General features: G+C 66.9%; 14 protein-coding genes and 4 pseudogenes. 10 read left to right on the forward strand and 8 right to left on the reverse strand.

Annotated elements, in window-relative coordinates; genetic code table 11:
- Nucleotides 1-166 precede the first annotated feature (166 nt).
- The 3 genes from ACJX2R_RS12100 to ACJX2R_RS12110 are packed head-to-tail and all read right to left on the reverse strand — an operon-like array spanning nucleotide 167 to nucleotide 3,649.
- On the reverse strand, nucleotides 167-1,516 hold the full coding sequence (locus ACJX2R_RS12100) for a dihydrolipoamide acetyltransferase family protein (protein ID WP_413100093.1): 1,350 nt from the start codon (nucleotides 1,514-1,516) through the stop codon (nucleotides 167-169).
- A 46-nt stretch (nucleotides 1,517-1,562) separates the two neighbouring features.
- Nucleotides 1,563-2,534, reverse strand: a complete 972-nt coding sequence (locus ACJX2R_RS12105; RefSeq protein WP_413100094.1) for an alpha-ketoacid dehydrogenase subunit beta — start codon at nucleotides 2,532-2,534, stop codon at nucleotides 1,563-1,565.
- On the reverse strand, nucleotides 2,531-3,649 hold the full coding sequence (locus ACJX2R_RS12110) for a thiamine pyrophosphate-dependent dehydrogenase E1 component subunit alpha (protein WP_413100095.1): 1,119 nt from the start codon (nucleotides 3,647-3,649) through the stop codon (nucleotides 2,531-2,533). Before ACJX2R_RS12110 ends, ACJX2R_RS12105 begins: the two co-directional genes overlap by 4 nt.
- Before the next feature lie 120 nt (nucleotides 3,650-3,769).
- Here ACJX2R_RS12110 and ACJX2R_RS12115 point away from each other — a divergent pair, with 120 nt between their 5' ends.
- Complete coding sequence (locus ACJX2R_RS12115) at nucleotides 3,770-4,285, forward strand: Lrp/AsnC family transcriptional regulator (protein ID WP_413100096.1); 516 nt, start codon at nucleotides 3,770-3,772, stop codon at nucleotides 4,283-4,285.
- 141 nt (nucleotides 4,286-4,426) lie between these two features.
- Here the strand turns inward: ACJX2R_RS12115 and ACJX2R_RS12120 are convergent, their stop codons facing one another.
- The gene (locus ACJX2R_RS12120) at nucleotides 4,427-5,062 is read right to left on the reverse strand and encodes a TetR/AcrR family transcriptional regulator (protein ID WP_413100097.1); all 636 of its coding nucleotides are present in this window, start codon (nucleotides 5,060-5,062) and stop codon (nucleotides 4,427-4,429) included.
- Between the two features lie 361 nt (nucleotides 5,063-5,423).
- Here ACJX2R_RS12120 and ACJX2R_RS12125 point away from each other — a divergent pair, with 361 nt between their 5' ends.
- The 3 genes from ACJX2R_RS12125 (at nucleotide 5,424) to ACJX2R_RS12135 (ending at nucleotide 8,359) form a co-directional block, all read left to right on the forward strand.
- On the forward strand, nucleotides 5,424-7,001 hold the full coding sequence (locus ACJX2R_RS12125) for an amidohydrolase (protein ID WP_413100098.1): 1,578 nt from the start codon (nucleotides 5,424-5,426) through the stop codon (nucleotides 6,999-7,001).
- A 356-nt stretch (nucleotides 7,002-7,357) separates the two neighbouring features.
- Nucleotides 7,358-7,591: a hypothetical protein gene (locus ACJX2R_RS12130; RefSeq protein ID WP_413100099.1), complete on the forward strand. Its 234-nt coding sequence runs from the start codon at nucleotides 7,358-7,360 to the stop codon at nucleotides 7,589-7,591.
- 399 nt (nucleotides 7,592-7,990) lie between these two features.
- On the forward strand, nucleotides 7,991-8,359 hold the full coding sequence (locus tag ACJX2R_RS12135; protein ID WP_413100100.1) for a hypothetical protein: 369 nt from the start codon (nucleotides 7,991-7,993) through the stop codon (nucleotides 8,357-8,359).
- Between the two features lie 1,002 nt (nucleotides 8,360-9,361).
- On the opposite strand, the gene ACJX2R_RS12140 is transcribed toward ACJX2R_RS12135, so the two are convergent.
- The gene (locus ACJX2R_RS12140) at nucleotides 9,362-10,522 is read right to left on the reverse strand and encodes a pentapeptide repeat-containing protein (protein ID WP_413100101.1); all 1,161 of its coding nucleotides are present in this window, start codon (nucleotides 10,520-10,522) and stop codon (nucleotides 9,362-9,364) included.
- 434 nt (nucleotides 10,523-10,956) lie between these two features.
- Between ACJX2R_RS12140 and ACJX2R_RS12145 the strand changes: the two are divergent.
- The 5 genes and pseudogenes from ACJX2R_RS12145 to ACJX2R_RS12165 all read left to right on the forward strand — a co-directional run.
- Nucleotides 10,957-11,400: pseudogene (locus ACJX2R_RS12145) on the forward strand (helix-turn-helix domain-containing protein); the annotation flags it as partial.
- A gap of 134 nt (nucleotides 11,401-11,534) precedes the next feature.
- On the forward strand, nucleotides 11,535-11,774 hold the full coding sequence (locus ACJX2R_RS12150) for an integrase (RefSeq protein ID WP_413100102.1): 240 nt from the start codon (nucleotides 11,535-11,537) through the stop codon (nucleotides 11,772-11,774).
- 12 nt (nucleotides 11,775-11,786) lie between these two features.
- The gene (locus ACJX2R_RS12155) at nucleotides 11,787-12,638 is read left to right on the forward strand and encodes an integrase core domain-containing protein (RefSeq protein ID WP_413100103.1); all 852 of its coding nucleotides are present in this window, start codon (nucleotides 11,787-11,789) and stop codon (nucleotides 12,636-12,638) included.
- A 27-nt stretch (nucleotides 12,639-12,665) separates the two neighbouring features.
- Nucleotides 12,666-13,117 (forward strand): annotated as a pseudogene (locus ACJX2R_RS12160) (integrase core domain-containing protein); the annotation flags it as partial.
- A 340-nt stretch (nucleotides 13,118-13,457) separates the two neighbouring features.
- Nucleotides 13,458-14,561 carry a hypothetical protein gene (locus ACJX2R_RS12165; protein ID WP_413100104.1) on the forward strand — a complete coding sequence of 368 codons (1,104 nt, stop codon included), beginning with the start codon at nucleotides 13,458-13,460 and terminating at the stop codon, nucleotides 14,559-14,561.
- Nucleotides 14,562-14,941: 380 nt separating this feature from the next.
- Here the strand turns inward: ACJX2R_RS12165 and ACJX2R_RS12170 are convergent.
- From ACJX2R_RS12170 to ACJX2R_RS12180, 3 genes and pseudogenes are all read right to left on the reverse strand, one after another.
- Nucleotides 14,942-15,141, reverse strand: a pseudogene (locus ACJX2R_RS12170) (DNA helicase); the annotation flags it as partial.
- Nucleotides 15,142-16,203: 1,062 nt separating this feature from the next.
- Nucleotides 16,204-16,830 (reverse strand): hypothetical protein, encoded by a 627-nt coding sequence (locus ACJX2R_RS12175; protein ID WP_413100105.1) that lies wholly within the window; start codon nucleotides 16,828-16,830, stop codon nucleotides 16,204-16,206.
- A gap of 128 nt (nucleotides 16,831-16,958) precedes the next feature.
- Nucleotides 16,959-17,528, reverse strand: coding sequence for a hypothetical protein (locus ACJX2R_RS12180; RefSeq protein ID WP_413100106.1), 570 nt, complete (start codon nucleotides 17,526-17,528; stop codon nucleotides 16,959-16,961).
- Between the two features lie 57 nt (nucleotides 17,529-17,585).
- On the opposite strand from ACJX2R_RS12180, the pseudogene ACJX2R_RS12185 reads away from it, so the two are divergent.
- Nucleotides 17,586-17,685: pseudogene (locus ACJX2R_RS12185) on the forward strand (IS5/IS1182 family transposase); the annotation flags it as partial.
- Between the last annotated feature and the right edge of the window lie 128 nt (nucleotides 17,686-17,813).

Below are 17,813 nucleotides of genomic sequence, written 5' to 3' on the forward strand. Positions count from 1 at the left end.
CACAGGGACATTGGGGCAGACGCCGCTCTAGTACTTCTCTTCAACGACCTCGACCTTCTCGCCCCACTGCGTGGAGCGGGGCCGGCGACGCAGGCGCTTGGGCAGGGGCCGGGGCGGGCGCCGATGACGACGACGTCGTAGGCCTGATCCGTGGCCTCGTCGTTCATCACAGCACTGCCAGACCGGGCTCGTTGAGCAGGGCGGCCGTGTCGGCGAGCACCTGTGAGCCCTCCGCACCGTCGAGCACGCGGTGGTCGAAGGAGAGCGCGAGCTGGAGGATCGATCGGGGCTCGATGCGTTCACCGGACGCGTCCTCGACGACCCAGGGCTGACGGCGGATGGCGCCGACGGCCAGGATCGCGGTTTCGCCGGGGTTGAGGATGGGAGTGCCGGTGTCGACGCCGAACACTCCGACGTTGGTGATCGTGGTGCTGCCGCCAGTCATCGCCTCGGGCGTGGTCTTGCCAGCGCGGGCGGTGGCGGCGAGGTCGTTGACGGCGCTTGTGAGCTCAAGGAGGCCCAGGGTCTGGGCGCCCTTGATGTTTGGCACCATCAGACCGCGCGGTGTGGCGGCGGCGATGCCCAGGTTGATCCCGGCTGGGACAATGATCTCCTGGGCGGGTTCGTCCCAGCGGGCGGTAGCCATCGGAGTCCTGGCCAGTGCGCGGAGGTAGGCACGGGCGACGAACGCGAGCGGAGTGAGCTTCACGTCGCGGAACTCACGACGACGCTGGACGGTCTCGCGCAGCTCGAGAGTCTTGGTGACGTCGACGGTCACGAACTCGGTCACGTGCGGCGCGGTGAAGGCGGAACTGACCATCGCCGCGGCGGTGTGCTTGCGGACCCCCTTGATGGGAATCCGGGTCTCCCCTCCTGTCGCGGGTGGTGACGTATCCGCGACAGGCGCGCTCCCACGGTCGGCTTCGGCGGCACGCCGGACGTCCTCGCGGACTATGACGCCGCCCGGGCCGCTTGGCGTGACTGCGGCGAGGTCTACGCCGAGGACCTTGGCGAGTTTGCGGACCGGCGGTTTGGCGCGGGGCTTGTCCTGCTCGGCCACTGGTACTTCGGGCGCGGCGGTGGCCGCTGGGGTGGTGGATGTTCTGCGTCGCCGCCGGCTCGTACCGGTGTCCTTGGCGCCGTACCCGACGAGCAGCTTGGGCTCTTGCGTCGCGGCCCCGGCTGCAGTCGCAGTCGTGAACTCGCCTTCGGAGGCTGGCGGTTGGGGCGTCGCGGCGGGTGCGGCAGACCTGTCGTCGCTGCTCCGGATGGCGATGACGGGCTTGCCAACCTCGACAGTGTCGCCCTCGGCGGCCATCAGCTCGACGACCTCCCCGGCGTAAGGCGAAGGGAGCTCGACGACCGACTTGGAGGTCTCGATGTCTACGATGATCTGGTTCACGGCGACGGTGTCACCGACGGTGACATGCCAGGTGACGATCTCGGCCTCGGTGAGGCCCTCACCGACGTCGGGCAGCGGAAAGCTCTGCACGGCGGAAGCGGGCGCGGTGGTCAAAGTGTGCTCCTGCGGGTGGATCGAGGGCAGCCGGAGTGGACGTGCGTCAGTAGGTGAGGCTGGTGTCGCAGGCCTCGAGGACGCGGTCGAGGTTCGGAAGCCAGTCGTGCTCGAGGCGACTGGCCGGGTACGGCGTGTCGTAGCCCGTGACGCGCAGGATCGGCGCCTCGAGCTCGTAGAACGCCTGTGCCTGCACCCGGGTTGCGAGTTCGCCGCCGATGCCGCCGGTCTGCGATGCCTCATGGGCGATGACGAGGCGGCCGGTGCGTCGCACCGAGGCGACGACGGTGGCGTCATCGATCGGCGAGAGCGAGCGCAGGTCGATCACCTCGACCTTGTGACCATCCTCGGCCAGGATCGTGGCGACCCTGGCAGCGATCGGGACCAGGGCGCCGTATGTGACGAGCGTCAAGTCGCTGCCCGGCTGGATGATTCGTGCGTTGTCCATCGGGGCTGAGGGCGCGTCCGGGTCGACCTCGCCCTTGGCCCAGTAGGACCGCTTCGGCTCGAGGAAGATCACCGGGTCGTTGCACCGGATGGCTTGACCGAGCAGGTCGTAGGCGTCCTGGGAGTTGGAGGGGCACAAGACGCGGAGTCCTGGGGTGTGGGCGAAGTACGCCTCGGGCGATTCGCTGTGGTGCTCGATCGCGCCGATGCCGCCACCAACGGGGATCCGGATGACGACGGGCAGCGGGACCGCGCCCTCGGAGCGGTGACGGTATTTGGCCAGTTGGGTGACGATCTGGTTCATCGCGGGGAAGACGAAACCGTCGAACTGGATCTCACACACGGGCCGGTAGCCGGCCATCGCGAGTCCGATCGCGCTGCCCACGATGCCGGCCTCGCCCAGCGGCGAGGTGACCACCCGGTCCTCGGCGAAGTCCTTGGCGAGGCCGTCGGTGACGCGGAAGACGCCGCCCAGCCGGCCGATGTCCTCACCGATCAGGAGCACCCTGTCGTCGGACGTCATCGCGTCCCGCAGAGCGGAGTTCAGGGCGTGTGCCAATGCGGTGCTCATGCGTGTTCTCCTGCTCCAGCGGCGACGAACGCCAGGTGCTCGTCCCGCTGTCGGGCCAGCTCGCTGGGCGTCCGCTCGAGGGTGTGGGCGAACGGGTCCCCAGGCGCCGGGAGGGGTAGAGCCCGGCAACCGCTCCGCAATCGCTCGGCGAGCTCCTGCTCCTCCCGCGCAAGGTCGGTCACAAACGCTTCGTCGATCCACTCACCCGCGTCGCCGCGGGTGAGCAGCAGACGCAGCCGCTCGATCGGGTCGCGCGCCTCCCACTCCTGGTTCTCCGACGCCGTGCGGTAGCGCAGGTCGTCGTCGGAGGTCGTGTGCGGGTTGCGGCGGTAGGTGACTGCCTCGATGAGGGTTGGCCCGCCGCCGGCGCGCGCGTTGGTGAGCGCCGCATGGGTCGCTGCGTGGCAGGCGATGACGTCGTTGCCGTCGACGCGGACGCCTGGGAAGCCGAAACCCCGGGCCCGGTCGGCGGCCGGAATCCGGCTCTGTACGGAGAAGGGCGCGGAGATCGCCCACTGGTTGTTCTGGCAGAAGAACACGACCGGCAGGTTCTGCGCGGCCGCCCAGACGAACGCCTCGTTGGTTTCCCCCTCGCTCAGGGCCCCGTCGCCGAGGAAGACCAGTACCGCACGGTCGCGGTCCTGGTCGCCGGTGCCGACGTCGCCGTCACGGACGATCCCCATGGCATAGCCGACGGCATGCAGTGTCTGCGCGCCGATGACCAGGGAGTACAGGTAGAAGTTCCGCTCGCGCGGGTCCCAGCCACCCATCGTCGTGCCCCGGAACAGGCCCAACAACTGGACCGGATCGATGCCGAAGCACCAGGCGACACCGTGCTCTCGGTAGGTGGGGAAGACCACGTCCTGAGGCCGAAGGGCAGATCCCGAGCCAACCTGGGCGCCCTCCTGCCCGAGCATCGAGGGCCACAGGCCGAGTTCGCCCTGGCGCTGCAGCGCGATGGCCTCGGTGTCGACCCGTCGAGCCAGCACCATGTCGCGGTAGGCGGCGCGGAGTTCGAGGGCGTCGTCACCCGCCGGGATGCGGCCCTCCGGGCGCAGCACTCCTTTTGCGTCCAGGACGGACCAGGGGTCTGTCGAAGGGGTCTCGAAGGTCATGACGCTCCTTGGCTTGACGACTAGTCCAGTAGGGTTGCGGCCACCACATGCGTACGCAATCAATACGCGTGGATAGTGCGCAGTTCGCTACTCATCTGCGCCGAATGCATAGTCCGTCGCATGAAGTTGGCGCACGGCACACTTTTGATTCGTCCTGAGGGGGCGGAAATGGACACCATCGACCGCGAGATTCTCAATCTCCTGCGCTCCCAAGCGCGCATGCCGGTCAGTGAGATCGCACGACGCATCGGCCGCTCCGGCGCTCCAGTAGCACGTCGTATCGAGCGGCTCGAAGCGCAGGGTGTGATCCAGGGTTACGTCGCGATCGTCAATGAGACGGAGCTGGGCGAGCTCGAAGCCTTCACCGAGATTCGGCTGGCCGGTGACGCCGACACCCGGGAGATCGAGGAGATCGCTCGCCAAGTCCCGGAGGTTCAGCAGTACTTCACCACCGCCGGCGACCCCGACGCACTCGTACGCTTTCGGGTTCGCAACGTCGAGCACCTCCAGCAGGTTGTCAACGCCATCCGCCGTACGGGAATCGTCGCCGGTACGAAGACGCTCATCGTCATGTCGGTCTGGGACCGAACACGCCTGCTACCTGACGGAGACGTGGGTTCCGCCACATCGGGCTGACAGCGCTCACCTTCATCGCCTGGCCGACCATCGAGCCCAGCCTCGTACCCCCATCACGGCAGCGCGATGGGTCAAGACCGCCCACGAGATCGTGGCGCCGGGTCGCGGAGGTAGCCGTGCGGCGGCTACCGGGCGGCGCGGTCAGCGCGCTGAGATACCTGGTTCCTTCGCTGCCCGGTCGGCCGCCCGTCGGATCGACGGGATCCGGCTCGGCCGCTTGAGTACGAGGCGAAGCATCAGCGCCGCGACGTCGTCGGGCGTTGCGGGGGCGCGGTTCTCGGGCTGCCAACGGAGGGTCTGGTTGAGCACGCCGTCCATGACCTCGAGGATCAACTGGGGGTTCTCGGCGACGAAGTCCCCGGATTCGATGCCCGTTTCGATGATGTCGCCGAAGAACGCCAGAGCGGCGGCCTGGGCCTCCCGGTACCGCGCGAAGTCGGGCTCGTCGGGGAGTGAGCTGAGGTAGAGCCCGCGAAGGTCGTAGGCGCTAGTGATCTCGAGTTCGACCTCGATGCGGATTCCCTGATATAGGCGGACAGGGGGGGTGCAGTCCGGCAGTGCTCCCTCGCCGCGCAGCGCGGGGGAGCGCTGCAGGTCGTACTCGTACAGGGCCTTGGCGATCTCGGCCTTGGACGCGAAGTGGTGGAAGAGCGACGGCTGTCGGACCCCGACCGCATCCGCGATCTCCCGGGTGGTGGTGCCGTGGTAGCCCTTGCGCGAGAAGAGGTGCGCGGCTTCGCGCAGGATGCGGTGTGGTGTGCTGCCGGACTCCGTCATGGATTCAGGCTATCAATTGATAGACAGATCACAGGGTTGCGCCTACAGTCACTCACCGACGCCTATCGTTCGATAGGTAAGTTTGGAGGGGGGTGGATGTCCATGGACCCGACGTCAGCCAGCGAGGCCCGGCCGCCCGACACGGCGCAGGGACTCAAGAAGGGAGCCCTCAACACCCGCCACCTTCCCGCCCCGGACACCGTCGTCGGCCTCGCCGCCTGCACGGCACGCCGGTCAGGCGCCACTGACCGGGGTGGGGTGTCGGCCGCCGCGCTCGACCTCGGCCGACGGACCGACCGTCCCTGTTCCCATTCCTCGACACCCGCCGCCCGAACACCTACGAGAGCCTGGCAGCCGCCCGATGAAGATCCTTCACACAGCCCGCCGCATCCACACCCTCGATCCTGCATACGGCGGGACTACCGGGATCCTGGTCGAGGACGGCCGCATCCTCACCGTCGGGAACGCCGACAACCTCCGTGCTGACCGGGTGGTCGACCACGGCGATGCCGTGATCACCCCAGGTCTCGTCGACGGGCACAGCCACCCGGTGTACGGGCTGGGCCTGACGGCCGGCGTGGACCTGACCGAGGCGCGTGATCTGGCGGCCGTCCAGTCCGCTCTCGAGGCCTCCCGCCGTGGTCTGAAGCCCGGTGAGTGGCTGCTCGGCTGGGGCCTGAACCCCGCGGCCCTCGCCGGTGCCGCACCGGCCGCGGCAGCGATCGGACTCGACGGCGTACCCGGGTACGTGCTCCTGTACGACGGCCACTCCGCGATCGCCTCGCCCGAGGCCCTGCGCCTCGCCGGCATCGACGGCCCCCGGAACTTCACCTCCTCGGCGCGGATCGCGTGCGACGCCGACGGGGTGCCGACCGGCCACCTGCTCGAGCCGGAAGCAACGGAACTGGTCTCGCGGCACATTCCGGCCCCGAGCACCGCGGAACTCACCGACCGGCTGGACGCCCTGCTCCGCGCGATGGCCGCGACCGGACTCACCGGGGTGCACGCGATGGACTTCCACGATCCCGCGCGCGAGTTGGTCACACTGCTCGAGAACCGCGGCGAACTCCCGTTGCGGATCGGGTTCAACCCGTGGCTGACGCCCTACGACGAGAGCCTCGACCAGGTGTTGAAGCCGCAGGACCTAGCCGGGCGGGGCTGGCGCGTCGAAGGCGTGAAGCTCTTCGTCGACGGCAGCGTCGACGGCGGCACCGCCTGGCTGGAGCACGCCGACACCCACGGCGAAGGCCTCGATCCGCTCTGGCATGACGTCGACCGTTTCCGGGAGGCACTGACCCGGTTGCACCGGGCCGGGGTCAACTGTGCCGTACACGCCATCGGAGACCGTGGCGTCCGCGAGACGCTGGAGATCTTCGAGGACCTGCGCACCCAGTACGGGCCGCTCGCCCGGCACCGGATCGAGCACATCGAGACCGTGACCGACGATGTGGTGTCCCGGTTCGGAGACGGAGCCGCATCGGCCAGCATGCAACCGCTACTCTGCACCTTCTTCAACTCCCCGGACCGCTGCGACTCGTGGTCGCGGCGGCTCGGCGACGCACGGGTGGACCGTGGGTTCCGTTGGGCCGAACTGCGGGCGGCGGGGTCGGTGGTCGCGCTCGGGAGCGACTGGCCGATCGCACCGTACGACCCGCGCTGGGCGATGGCCGATGCCCAGCTGCGTCGGCACTTCGCCCACGTGGACCCGACGCCGCTGCCCTCGCCGTCCTCGGCGCTCACGGCACTCCAGGCGCTGGAGGGCTACACCACCCACGCTGCGCTCGCGTCGGGCGAGGAGTCACACCGCGGCCGGATCGCGCCCGGTTACGACGCCGACCTCACCGTTTGGGCCGACGACCCGTTGACTGTGGACGCCGCAGCTCTCGGGACGCTTCCCATCCTCGGCACCGTCGTGGCCGGGGAGCACCTGTCCGCGTGACCGGGGACGGCTGCGCGAGCGGGACGGACCGGTGAGGCTGCGGACACAGGCCCGAGTACCCGAAGGCCACAGAGCCCGGAGGACTCGATGACCACAAGCGCTCGCACGATCCGTTCATCCGGGCCCGCGGGTGTGGGTCTGCCGGCGTATTCCTGGGATGGCACATTCAGCGCCATCGCAAGCGAGGTACCGACCGGCATTACGTCTACACCTATCCCGCCCGCAAGGCGGTCAAGGCCATCACGGCCAAAGTGAAGACAACATGCCGGGGAGTGGACACGGGCCAGCCACTGGACGTCTTGCTGATCCGGTTGAACCAGATCATGCGAGGCTAGTGCCTCTACTTCCGGCCCGGCGTGTCCAGCGCAACCTTCCATTTCCTGCACTACTTCGCGTGGCGTCAGGTCATCAAGTGGTTGCGCAGGAAGCACCGCCGGGCCAACTGGAAGAAACTCCGCCGTCAGTACTGCAACGGCGGCTGGTGGCCACACACGGACGAACGAACGCTGTTCGACCCCGGCAAGGTACGCACTACGCGGTACCGATACCGGGGCGCGGCGATCCCAACTCCGTGGGCGGTGAGGGGATGAGGAAGCAGCCTGCTCAGACGGGACCTGTGGAGCGCCCGGTGCCTGTAACAGGCACGCCGGGTGCGGGAAGCGGTCCGGGGAAACGGGCCGGCCGAAAGGCCAGCACCGCGCCCCGGACCGACTTCACTGGGCCGAAGGCCGCCGCCGCTACGACCACACCCTCAACGTCCGCGTCATCAACGGCAGTTACACCCCCGAACACGGCCTGACCGCCGTCCACGGCCCCACACCGCCCACGCCTACCGCCCCGGAGAAGTCCTGTGATTCGGGCTGAAGCTTCATGGACGGCGCGACGGCAAGCTCGGAAGCCAGTCCTCATCGCCCCTTCGAGGGGCACCAACTACTGCGTGGTGTAAGGGCTATGCCCTACAGAGCGCCATAGTCAACACGATCTTCGAGTTGGAACAGGCACTCACTGCTGCGCGCTCAATGGGCGTACTCGAAGAAGCCGGGGGGCGTGAGGAGCGTGAGGTTCCCTCTGATCAGGATCGGCCGATCGCGGCGATTCTCGGTTCCCTACGCGAGCTGCGGGCAATGGACTCCCGCGATCCAGGCCGCACGGAGTACGGGCAGCAGCTCGGCCTCCAGATCATCACCTTGGGCCTGCTATCCGCCTCTGATACCGGAGCCCTCCTGTTCACCTACAGTCAACAGCTGTCGCTGGGCGAGGCCCTGGAGCGCTTCCCGCACGGTCGGTGGCTCCATTTCCACGAAGTGCGCACAGACTTCGTTCAAGCGGCTCGCTCTCATCTCGATGGCAGCCCTTGAGCCTGCCCCGGCGCGGGGAATGTCAACGCTCGGGCCGGGCGCCGGTCCGCGGATTCGGAGACGTCCATGAGACTGGTTGGCCGGTAACGGCGGGAGACTCGGACGAAGCCGCTAGGTCACAATGTCGCTGCGGGACACGAGTCGCGAGACCCTACGCGAACCCAGTCGTTTTGCTGTCGAACCGAGTCGCGCCGCATCCGGCGTGCCCAGAACCACGAAACGAAGGAGGGCCGACGGCAAGCCATCGGCCCTATGGTCAGCTACCCGACAGCACAGCAAGCCCCGCAGATCATCAGCTGCCGAGAGTCCCCATGCACGTCATGCACCGGCTCGTCGCCCGCAACTGCGCGTTCCCCCAGTGGCAACGGCTGGGCTGCCTTCGCTGATACGGTCCCAATCTCCGGGGGACGGATCGAGAATCCAACCCCACTTCGGGGGCCGCACCTCGTCTTCTGTCATGTGATCGCAGGCGCCTGGAACGTGCACCTTACACTCTGTTTGATCAAGATGGCGTTGCCGGGGAACCGCCGCCACTCCTGCCGAACACGCCCTCTCTCCGGGTACGCCTTGGGCACGCTGATGGCGATATCTGAATCTCCCCACCCCTCGATCTGTATCGTCGCAGAGTTGCTCAGCTTGATTCCCCGGGCAGACCGGCGCTGGCCGACGGACGGCCGCCTCAAGGGAGGGGCCGCCCGATAGCCAGCCAGGACCAGGGCCGTCCAGGCGGTTGGAGGAGATGCGCCCTGCCGAAGAGCCACGTCCTTCGGACGATCCGGCGATCGAGTAGGAACGAAGCTTCGTCGACACACAGGGCTGAACTGGCCTTCTCCTCCCCGCCCGCCCGGCGTGGAACGGACTCCATCGCGGGAGGGGCTGAACGGGGAGGTGAAACTGCGGAGTGGACCGATTTCCTGGTATGCCGACATGCCCGGTTTCGGCGTCTCTGCTCATTGGATCGCCGTGCGGGGGCGTAGACGACCGTTTTAGCCCCCACTGCTGTTATGGATTTACGGACAGCCAATCTGAGTCGAGGAGGGCGCCCTCAGCAGAGGGAGCGTTGACTGCGGCGAGAAGACCCCTCGGAACTGTCCCCCTCGCCCCACGGAAGTCAACCGTGTTGCCTGAGAAGGTGACGCCGTCGAAGGAGACCCCGCCGGAGAAGACGGCTCCGCGGAAGGACACCTCGCTGCCGGAGAAGGTGGCGCCATCGAAGGACACCCGGCAGCCGGAGATGACGCCGTCGACGTACGCCATGCCGCCGCCAGTGATGGTCACTCTGTCTCTGGAGAACAGGCCGGAGAAGACGGCTCCGCGGAAGGACACTTTGCCCGCGGAGAAGACGGCGCGGTCGAAGAACACCCGGCAGCCGGAGAACTTGGCGCCGGACAAGTCCAGGTCACCGTCGATGGTGATGCCATTGAGGTCGAGATTGCAGCCCTGCCAGGAGCGGTGCATCCCCTCGGGGATGCGGTAGTGGTCTCCGATCAGACGCAGAATCGCATGCCTGACCTCACGTACCGAGTGGTATCGGTCTCTCTCATCCCGGTGGGCAGCGCGCCGCTCCTGGCTGGGCGAGGTGCCATCGGGCAAGGGGTCGGGCAAGTCGCCCGGATCAGGAGGGAAGGGCAGCCGCAGGTAGGCACAGATGACGTCGATGCATGTTTGGCGCAGGTCTCGTGTGGGAGCGTCGTCGGCGAGACCGGCAAGGGCGTGGACGCCACCGAGTCGGACGGCCGGGGAATCCGAGCCGAGTTGCTCGACGGCTTGGCCGAAGCGTTCGGTGTGGAGCCGGGTGGCTTCGCGGTGGGCACCGACCTCATCGACGCGCTGGCGGCGGTAGGCGACGACCAGGGCAACGAGCGCGCCAGCCCCGGCGACGACCCCGAAGGAAAGCTTCACCAGGTCGAAGAGCGTTTTGGCGTCGAGCTTCGCGGTGGTGTCGATCTCCTGGAAGTCCAGCAGGGCTACCAAGCTATAGAAGACGCCGCCGGCCACTAGGACCGCGGCGACGAAGGTGACGGCTAAGGCCCGGCCGACCCTCCATAGTCGTAGCTCCCGATCATCCGGGGTCGGTCGCGGCTGCTCGAGGGCCCGGCTGACCCTCCGGAGCCGCAGCTGCCGATCATTCGAGGTTGGGCGCGGCCGTCGGTTGGCTGTCATGCCGAGGGAGACACGGCTCCGAGATCTGCGGTTGCAGCGGGGTCCAGGAGCATGAAGGACCGTTTTGGCCTTCGAATCCTGATTGAAGGGCGCCTGGGCGGCGGGGGGGGCTGGTGCTGTGCGCCCCCGGCGCGCGCCTGCCCCGGCCCTTCGACGCGTACCGCTCACCGAACTTCCCTAATCCGTTGAGAACGGGATCAAGTGGGGCGAGGAGTACACCTGGTCGTTTTCAAAGATCCCCATCACACGCTGCCATCAGGAGGGCAGGGGCACCCCATGCCGATGATGTTGTCGCATCGCTCGCAGCGCTGCGCTTGCCGAGAATGTCATCCGTCCTGGTCGGAGGCCTGCACCACACCCCACAGTCACCGACCTCGGTCGCTCGAGTCGGCGCTCTCGCGTAGTCGGTGGGGCACGCATCATGATGATCCATCGTGCTAATGCGACTGGCCTACCTGAGTATGACGAACGCGTTCGCGGTGTTGCGTCTGCTGCCGATGAGCGATCGGGACAAGGATGCGGAGATCCTGGCCCTCCGACATCAGATCACGGTGCTCGAACGCCAACTCGGCAAGGAAAAAGTCCGGTTCAACCCGAGCGATCGAGCCTTCCTGGCAGCGCTGCTGCACCGGCTGCCGTTGCCCGCCCTGCGGCGCGCGCGGCTGCTCGTGCGTCCTGACACGGTGCTGCGCTGGCATCGTGGCCTCGTCACACGCTGCCATGCAGCCTTATCTCGACCCAAGTGACCTGGTCGACCTCGTACCGTGCGCTCCATCCGGATTCTGGTGCTGCGTCTGGCGAGGGAGAATCCGGACTGGGGGTACAGGCGTCTGCACGGCGAACTGCTCGCGCTGGGGGTGAAGGTGACCGCATCGACCTGCACTGTCGGCGTCGTCAACATGCCCGTGCGCGTCCATAGTGATGGCCGTTGCCCGTGAAGGGTGTCTTTATTGCCCTACTATGGTTGGCCTGGGGCTTTGCGACCGCCCGAGTATGGGCATGATCAGTGATCGTGGGTCTGCGACTGCTCTACCTGATCTTCTGCCGACTACTGAGCTGCCTCCTCCTGGTGGGCCGCTCGACCGCCGCGAAGAACGCCGCCCTTCGTCATGAGGTCGCTGTGCTTCGCCGGCAGGTCCAGCGGCCGCGGCTCTCATGGGCTGATCGTGCCGTGCTCACCGCTCTCGCCAAGCACCTGCCACCCGTCTTACGTCGCCATCGGCTAGTCACCCCGGGCACGCTGCTGATCTGACACCGCCGTCTCGTGCGCTGGAAGTGGCGCCAGACGGCGGTCAGATCCGGTCGGCCACCGTTACCGGAAGAGACAGTCGCGCTCATCCAGCGCCTGGCGAGAGAGAACCCCACCTGGGGATACGTCAGAATCCAAGGCGAACTGCGACGGCTTGGCCATCGGGTCGCCACCGCGACGATCCGGCGCGTTCTGCGCCGCTCCGGCCTGCCGCCCGCACCGCAACGCGCATCCCAGCAGACCTGGCGCTCCTTCCTTCACTCCCAGGCCCACACGCTGCTGGCCTGCGACTTCATGCACGTGGGAGCTGTCTTCCTCAAGCGTCTCTACGTGTTCTTCGTCATGGAGATTGCCACCCGGCACGTCCATGTTCTGGGCGTCACCGCCCGCCCGACCGGTGCATGGGTCACCCAACTCGCCCGCAATCTGCTCATGGACCTCGGAGACAGGGATGGGTGCTTCCGGTTCCTCATCCGTGACCGGGACAGCAAGTTCACCGCTGCATTCGACGCCGTCTTCGCCGGCAACGGCACAGCCGTCATCCCAACTCCGCCTCATTGCCCACGATCCAACGCGTTCGCCGAACGATGGATACGCACAGCCCGTACCGAGTGCACTGACCGACTCCTGATCACCGGCGAACGACACCTGCGCACCGTCCTCACCACGTACGCCAAGCATGACAACGCGGGGAGGGCCCACCGCAGCCTCGGCCTACGAGCACCTGACGACGACCCGAACGTCATCCCCCTACCCGCTGCCACGGTCAGGCGCCACCGAGTACTTGGCGGCCTGCTCAACGAGTACCACACCACGTCACCCAGGCCGCCTCACCATCCACACGAAACGCCCAGTTCAGCAGCCTGATCGGAATATTGACACCCTTCAGTCGCCGCACACCCCACCGCGGACTGGATCCCGCAACTGGGACGCAACCTCCTCATGGACCTCGAAGACGCGGGCAGCAGGGCACAGTTCCTGATCCGCGACCGGGATTCCAAGTTCACAGCCGCCTTCGACACCCTGATGACCGATGCCGGTCTCAAGGTCGTCACCACCGGCATTCGGATACCGCGGATGAACTCCCTCATGGAGCACTGGATACAGAGCTGCCGCAGGGAACTGCTGGACCGGACCTTGATCTGGAACCAGAGCCACCTTCTCCACACCCTGCGCGAGTACGAATCCTTCTACAACGAGCACCGCCCGCACAGGGCTCTGAAGCAAGCCGCCCCCGCCGCCCGCTACCCACACCCATCACCCAACAAGCCCAACTCGCCCACCTGGAAGTCCACAGACGAGACCGACTCAGCGGAACCCTCCACGAGTACCAGCACGCCGCCTGAGCTGTGTGGATGATTTATCGGCACCCGCAGTGTTCCGCAGGGTCGTGCTGACCGGACATTCGGTAGCAGCGGTCCGCGCTTACCGCGGCCACGAGTTCCCAACAGGGACGCACGTGCCTCGGGAGGTTCAACCAGTCGATCAGCGTTGAGAAGTCACCCGCAAGCAGACGCTTCGGTCAGTGATCCAGCCGTGCCGGAAGAACCGGACCCGACGCACCCTACGCAGCCCCCGAAGATCCCGGAGGGCTACGGACAAAGCTAAATGTCAGTGCGCCATGCGACCCTCGACCTCGTCCAAGCGCTCGCGCAGCCGACGCGCCTGTGGAGATGAGGGGACGACATGAGTGACGATACACGGACCGCCGCGCCTTCGCCGGAGGACGCGTTACGCTCTGCCCGGCTGCTCGCCCGTGCCGAGGCGGCCGTCATGGCGCTCCTCGCCACGCGGGCCTACGAACAGGGCTGGACGGTACGGAGCAAGCTGAGCGGCATCCTGGACCACGTGACACTGTCCTGCGACGCGGGACATTCGACTCAGGTAACCCCCGTGACCGCGCTGCACCCCAAGCTCGGCAGCACGATCATCCAGGCACCCGCGGGGAGCGCGTTCCTCATGGCGACGGGAATGACGACCCTGGGGGCTTTCCCCAAGGCACTTGAGGAGTGCGAGCACTGCACTCGGAAGCGATGGGAGGAAGCCGCCCGTGCATCGTTCGCTGCCTACGCCATCGAGACCGATCTCCGAATCCTGGCCGACGCTTCATCCCCTAACGGGTACCCGGCTGCGGAGGTTCGCTGCCTGCATGGGCATGAGTTCACGATCACCGCGATGAATCCGCGTACTCCCGGGCGCGTGCCGGGGAGTACCTACGGATTCACGACGGGTTTCGACGGCGCCGACGACCCCTGCGTTACGTGTCGCGGCATCTCCCAGACGCCCAAGCTCGTTGAATTCAGGCGCTGCGCCCGCGAGCAGGACGTGATGATTCTTGACGCCATGTCGGACCGCATCGCTCAGACTGTGCGCCTGTGCTGCGTTGCCGGGCACCTGACCTCGGTGGGCATCAACACTGGGTTGAAGCGCGAGTTGCTGTGCGCCCGCTGCAGGGGAGCGGGCGTTCGCCCCGAACCAACCGTGTACTACGTGGTGACCGACGAGGTCATGGTGAAGCCCGGAATCTCCTCGGGTGACGGACGAGGGCGGCTTGATACCCACCGCGTCCAGCACGGTCTGGGTCAAGTCCGCAGGCTCATAACCGACCTGCCCGTCGGCGCAGCTCACGATGTCGAGCGGCATGTCCTGGACTGCGTGGCCAGCCAGGGCATCCGCCCGGTGATGGGCTCCGAGTATTTCGATGCCGCGCATATTGACCGGGTGCTGGAACTGGCTGACGGGTGGTTCGCAGCGAACCTGCCGAACTTCCCGTGGACGGTGACCGCCTAGCGTCCCCTCTCAAGTCTCGCCCCGGCGACCCGGAGTTCGATCCGCGGCGAACTACCCTGCCGACGGGGAAACAAGCGGCTCAAGCGGTCCTTCTTCCTCTCCTCGTTTGCCACCCCGGGCAACCCGGCATCGCGGACCTACTACGACAGAAAGATCGCCAGGGCAAGCACCACGCCCAGGTCCTGCTCTGCCTTGCCAGACGCCGGGCTGACGTCCTCTCCGCGATGCTGCGTTACGGGGCCTACGAACTCCAGCCTTCCGCCACGGACGGTTAGGAGGAGACAGAACTGCGGCCGCTGCCGATGCGGTGGCGCCGGTGGCTGCGCTATGTGGCGGCCTATTCCGCCGCCTGCGGAGTAGCAGAAGCGGGTCACCGTTCATGCGACGGCGTGGGACAGCGTCCGCTGCGTGAGGTCGCGCTTCTCGATTCGGACGGGGCGGGTGATGCCGAGGGCCGCGTCGGTTGCCACGCCGGCTGGCGTGGGCTGCTGAGGCGGCGGGCGTAGCGGTGGCCCAGGGCGGCGTAGGCCTTGGCGTGGGCCGTATTGCACCGCACCGTGCTCGGGAAGCTGCCCGCGGCCGGAGCCTTGCCCCTTTCTGGAGACCCTCTGCGGCCAGCCCAGCAGTCGCTTGGCACACTTTTTCTGACGGCGAGGGCACCTGCCAACTGTCCTGGGAGTGACCCGTCTGCCGGCGGACGCCAAGGGGCATTACCTCGTTGTGACGCGGCAGGCACCTTGCGGCCGGGACACCCGAGCACCGACTGCCTGCGGAAACACGCCTACCGAGGCCCTCAGCCCACAGCTTCCCCCCGTCGCATGGGGAGCACGAGTTCGTGCTCCCACCCCGAAAGGGGGTCGAGAGCCGACAAGGGGTTCTTATGCCTCTCGATGCAGAGAGCATCCGGATCGATGGGGTGACCTCAGGGGCCTACGGTTGACGACGGTGCGTGGGGGCGCGATACGGCGCTGTAGGTCTACCGGATCGGGGCACGGACGAATCGGGCACCGTTGACACGTCTGCGAGTTGGGAGCACGAGGGCTCCCAGAGGGCTCCCCATTGCTCCCAGTCGGGAAACGGTTAAGACCGCTTCCGCTACCCGCGGAAACGGCCTCCGACCTGCGATGACGCTGGTCGGGACGACAGGATTTGAACCTGCGACCCCTTGACCCCCAGTTGCGTCGAGGCAGAGCGGCTTGCTCCGGTCCGTTCTCCCAGGTCACGCTGACGCACAATCAGCCGAGTAAAGGAGTCCACCCTTCTCGGCCTCTGCGTCCCGAGGTGCCTGGGATCTGGCATCGTGACCGGGCGTCGCATATGTGCAGTATACGCCCGGAGCCACACCCAGCACAGGACCAACCTCTCCACCGCACACGCCGCAGGCACGCAACTACCTCATAGACTTTGGCGAGCATGCCAAGTCGATCAGGTCATCATCCGTGACCGCGGCGGCTACTTCGCCGACAGCTTCGATGCCGTCTCCCAATCAATTTGTGTGTGTACCAACGGCAAATCGGTCCTACCATGGATGATCGGTGCCAGGGGCCCGCTGCACGTGCTGCGCGTCATCGCTGGACAGGGATGACTGACAACCGCTCGCTATTTGCTCCCCGGTCTGCCTCATGGCCGTATCGCGCTGCCCTCAGGCTGTGGAGCCGTCCTCCGGGTGCGCCGAGGTCCATGGAGCGCCCTCGCCCGGCAACGGCCCCCATACCAGTGCGCCCCGGTGAAACCCGGGTGTGGCCTCGGCCATCAACGGGCCGGTGCCTTGAGTGAGGGCTTCAGCAACGGTGTCCAGGAACTCGCTGAGGGATCCGTACCCAGGGGAGGTGAGCGGCGTTGACGGCGGCTCACCGCCGTCCTGGTTGAAGGTGGCGAGGCGGCCTTCGACGTCGATTGCCAGGCCGCCCCACGGGGGCAGGGAGTAGTCGGTGACGGCGAACGGAACCCAACAGCCCCAGAACGGGTCGGTGTTCCCTCCCCGGCCCCGGACATGCGCGATCTCCTCAAGCGGCAGCAGATGGTGCTGGGCGAGGAACAGGCCCGGATCGTACTCGTCAGGGTCACGGACATGGGCTGAAGCATCGACCGTTCCGTCACACACCATCAGCAGCGTGGCCAGGTCGGCGGGCAGACTCAGCCCCAGCTCGTCCTCGGTGGAACGAACCTCGGCCACGGCAGCGCCCGGCCGTAAGGTGGCGTGCGAGGCGGGCGCGTGCACCGCCAGCCAGTCGGTGATGGCGGTCCAGGCGGGCAGAACGTCGCTCATCGTGTCCTCCATTGACGTAGGCGAGGGGAAAGAGGGGCACGCCTACCTGATGTCCACCAGGTGGGCGTGCCCCGCGTTGCCGCACCGCACAGGTCAGGCCATCCGAACCCGCACGGTGCAGCGACCGGTCACTTCATCTTGCACTTGATCTCGTCCTTGGACGGGTCGCAGTCCGCGAAGCGGCCATTGGCCGGGTCGACCCAGTACTCATCTTTGTCCAGCAGCCAGAACTGCTTGGCGGAGCTTATGCCGAATAGCTGCATCGACTGGGTGTTGATGTAGGTCGACATCGACGACCGGCCGCACAGCGCGGGCCACGTGGGATCGTCGTAGGTGGTGTCGTTGTACAGGTGCTCACGAGTTCCGTCGCCCTTCGTCACCATCGTCTGCACGCACTCCAGACAGGCGTAGTCGGAGTTCTGGGCCGGGTTCAGACCGCCGCTGGCCGCCGGAAATCCGGGAGACTCATACGTCGCCGCGAACGGGAACTCGTCACACGAGATCGCGTCGGGATTACCGTTGGGGGTCATGACCTTGGCGGTGTCGTTGTGCTTACGGAACCCGCGCCCGCATACCGCCTTACGGTTGCCCGGCTTGCGGCTGACCAGGTCCAGGCTATTGTCCGGATCTTGGCCGGGTGCTCTGCGCGCCTTGGACGGCAGATAGTGCAGCGGTGTCAACGGGGACTTACCCAGCATCTTCGCGTGCCTGTTCTGGATCAGCCATCCTAAAAAATACCGACGGTCGCGGCCACCCGCCTACGAAAAGGCTCACGCGGCGGACGGCCGCCAGGCTTCGACGACGAGCGCTACGAGGAACGGAACACTGTCGAGCGACCCATCAACCGGCTTAAGCACGCCAAAGCCGTCACCACCCGCTACAACAAGCGCGGCCACCTCTTCCTCGGCACCGTCACCGCCGCAGCACTCACTACCCGGCTCCGAACCTGACCGCCCGGGACACGTCCCATGCGCCGCCGCCCG

The organism is Streptomyces sp. Inha503, assembly GCF_047215865.1.
GTDB lineage: Bacteria > Actinomycetota > Actinomycetes > Streptomycetales > Streptomycetaceae > Streptomyces > Streptomyces lycopersici.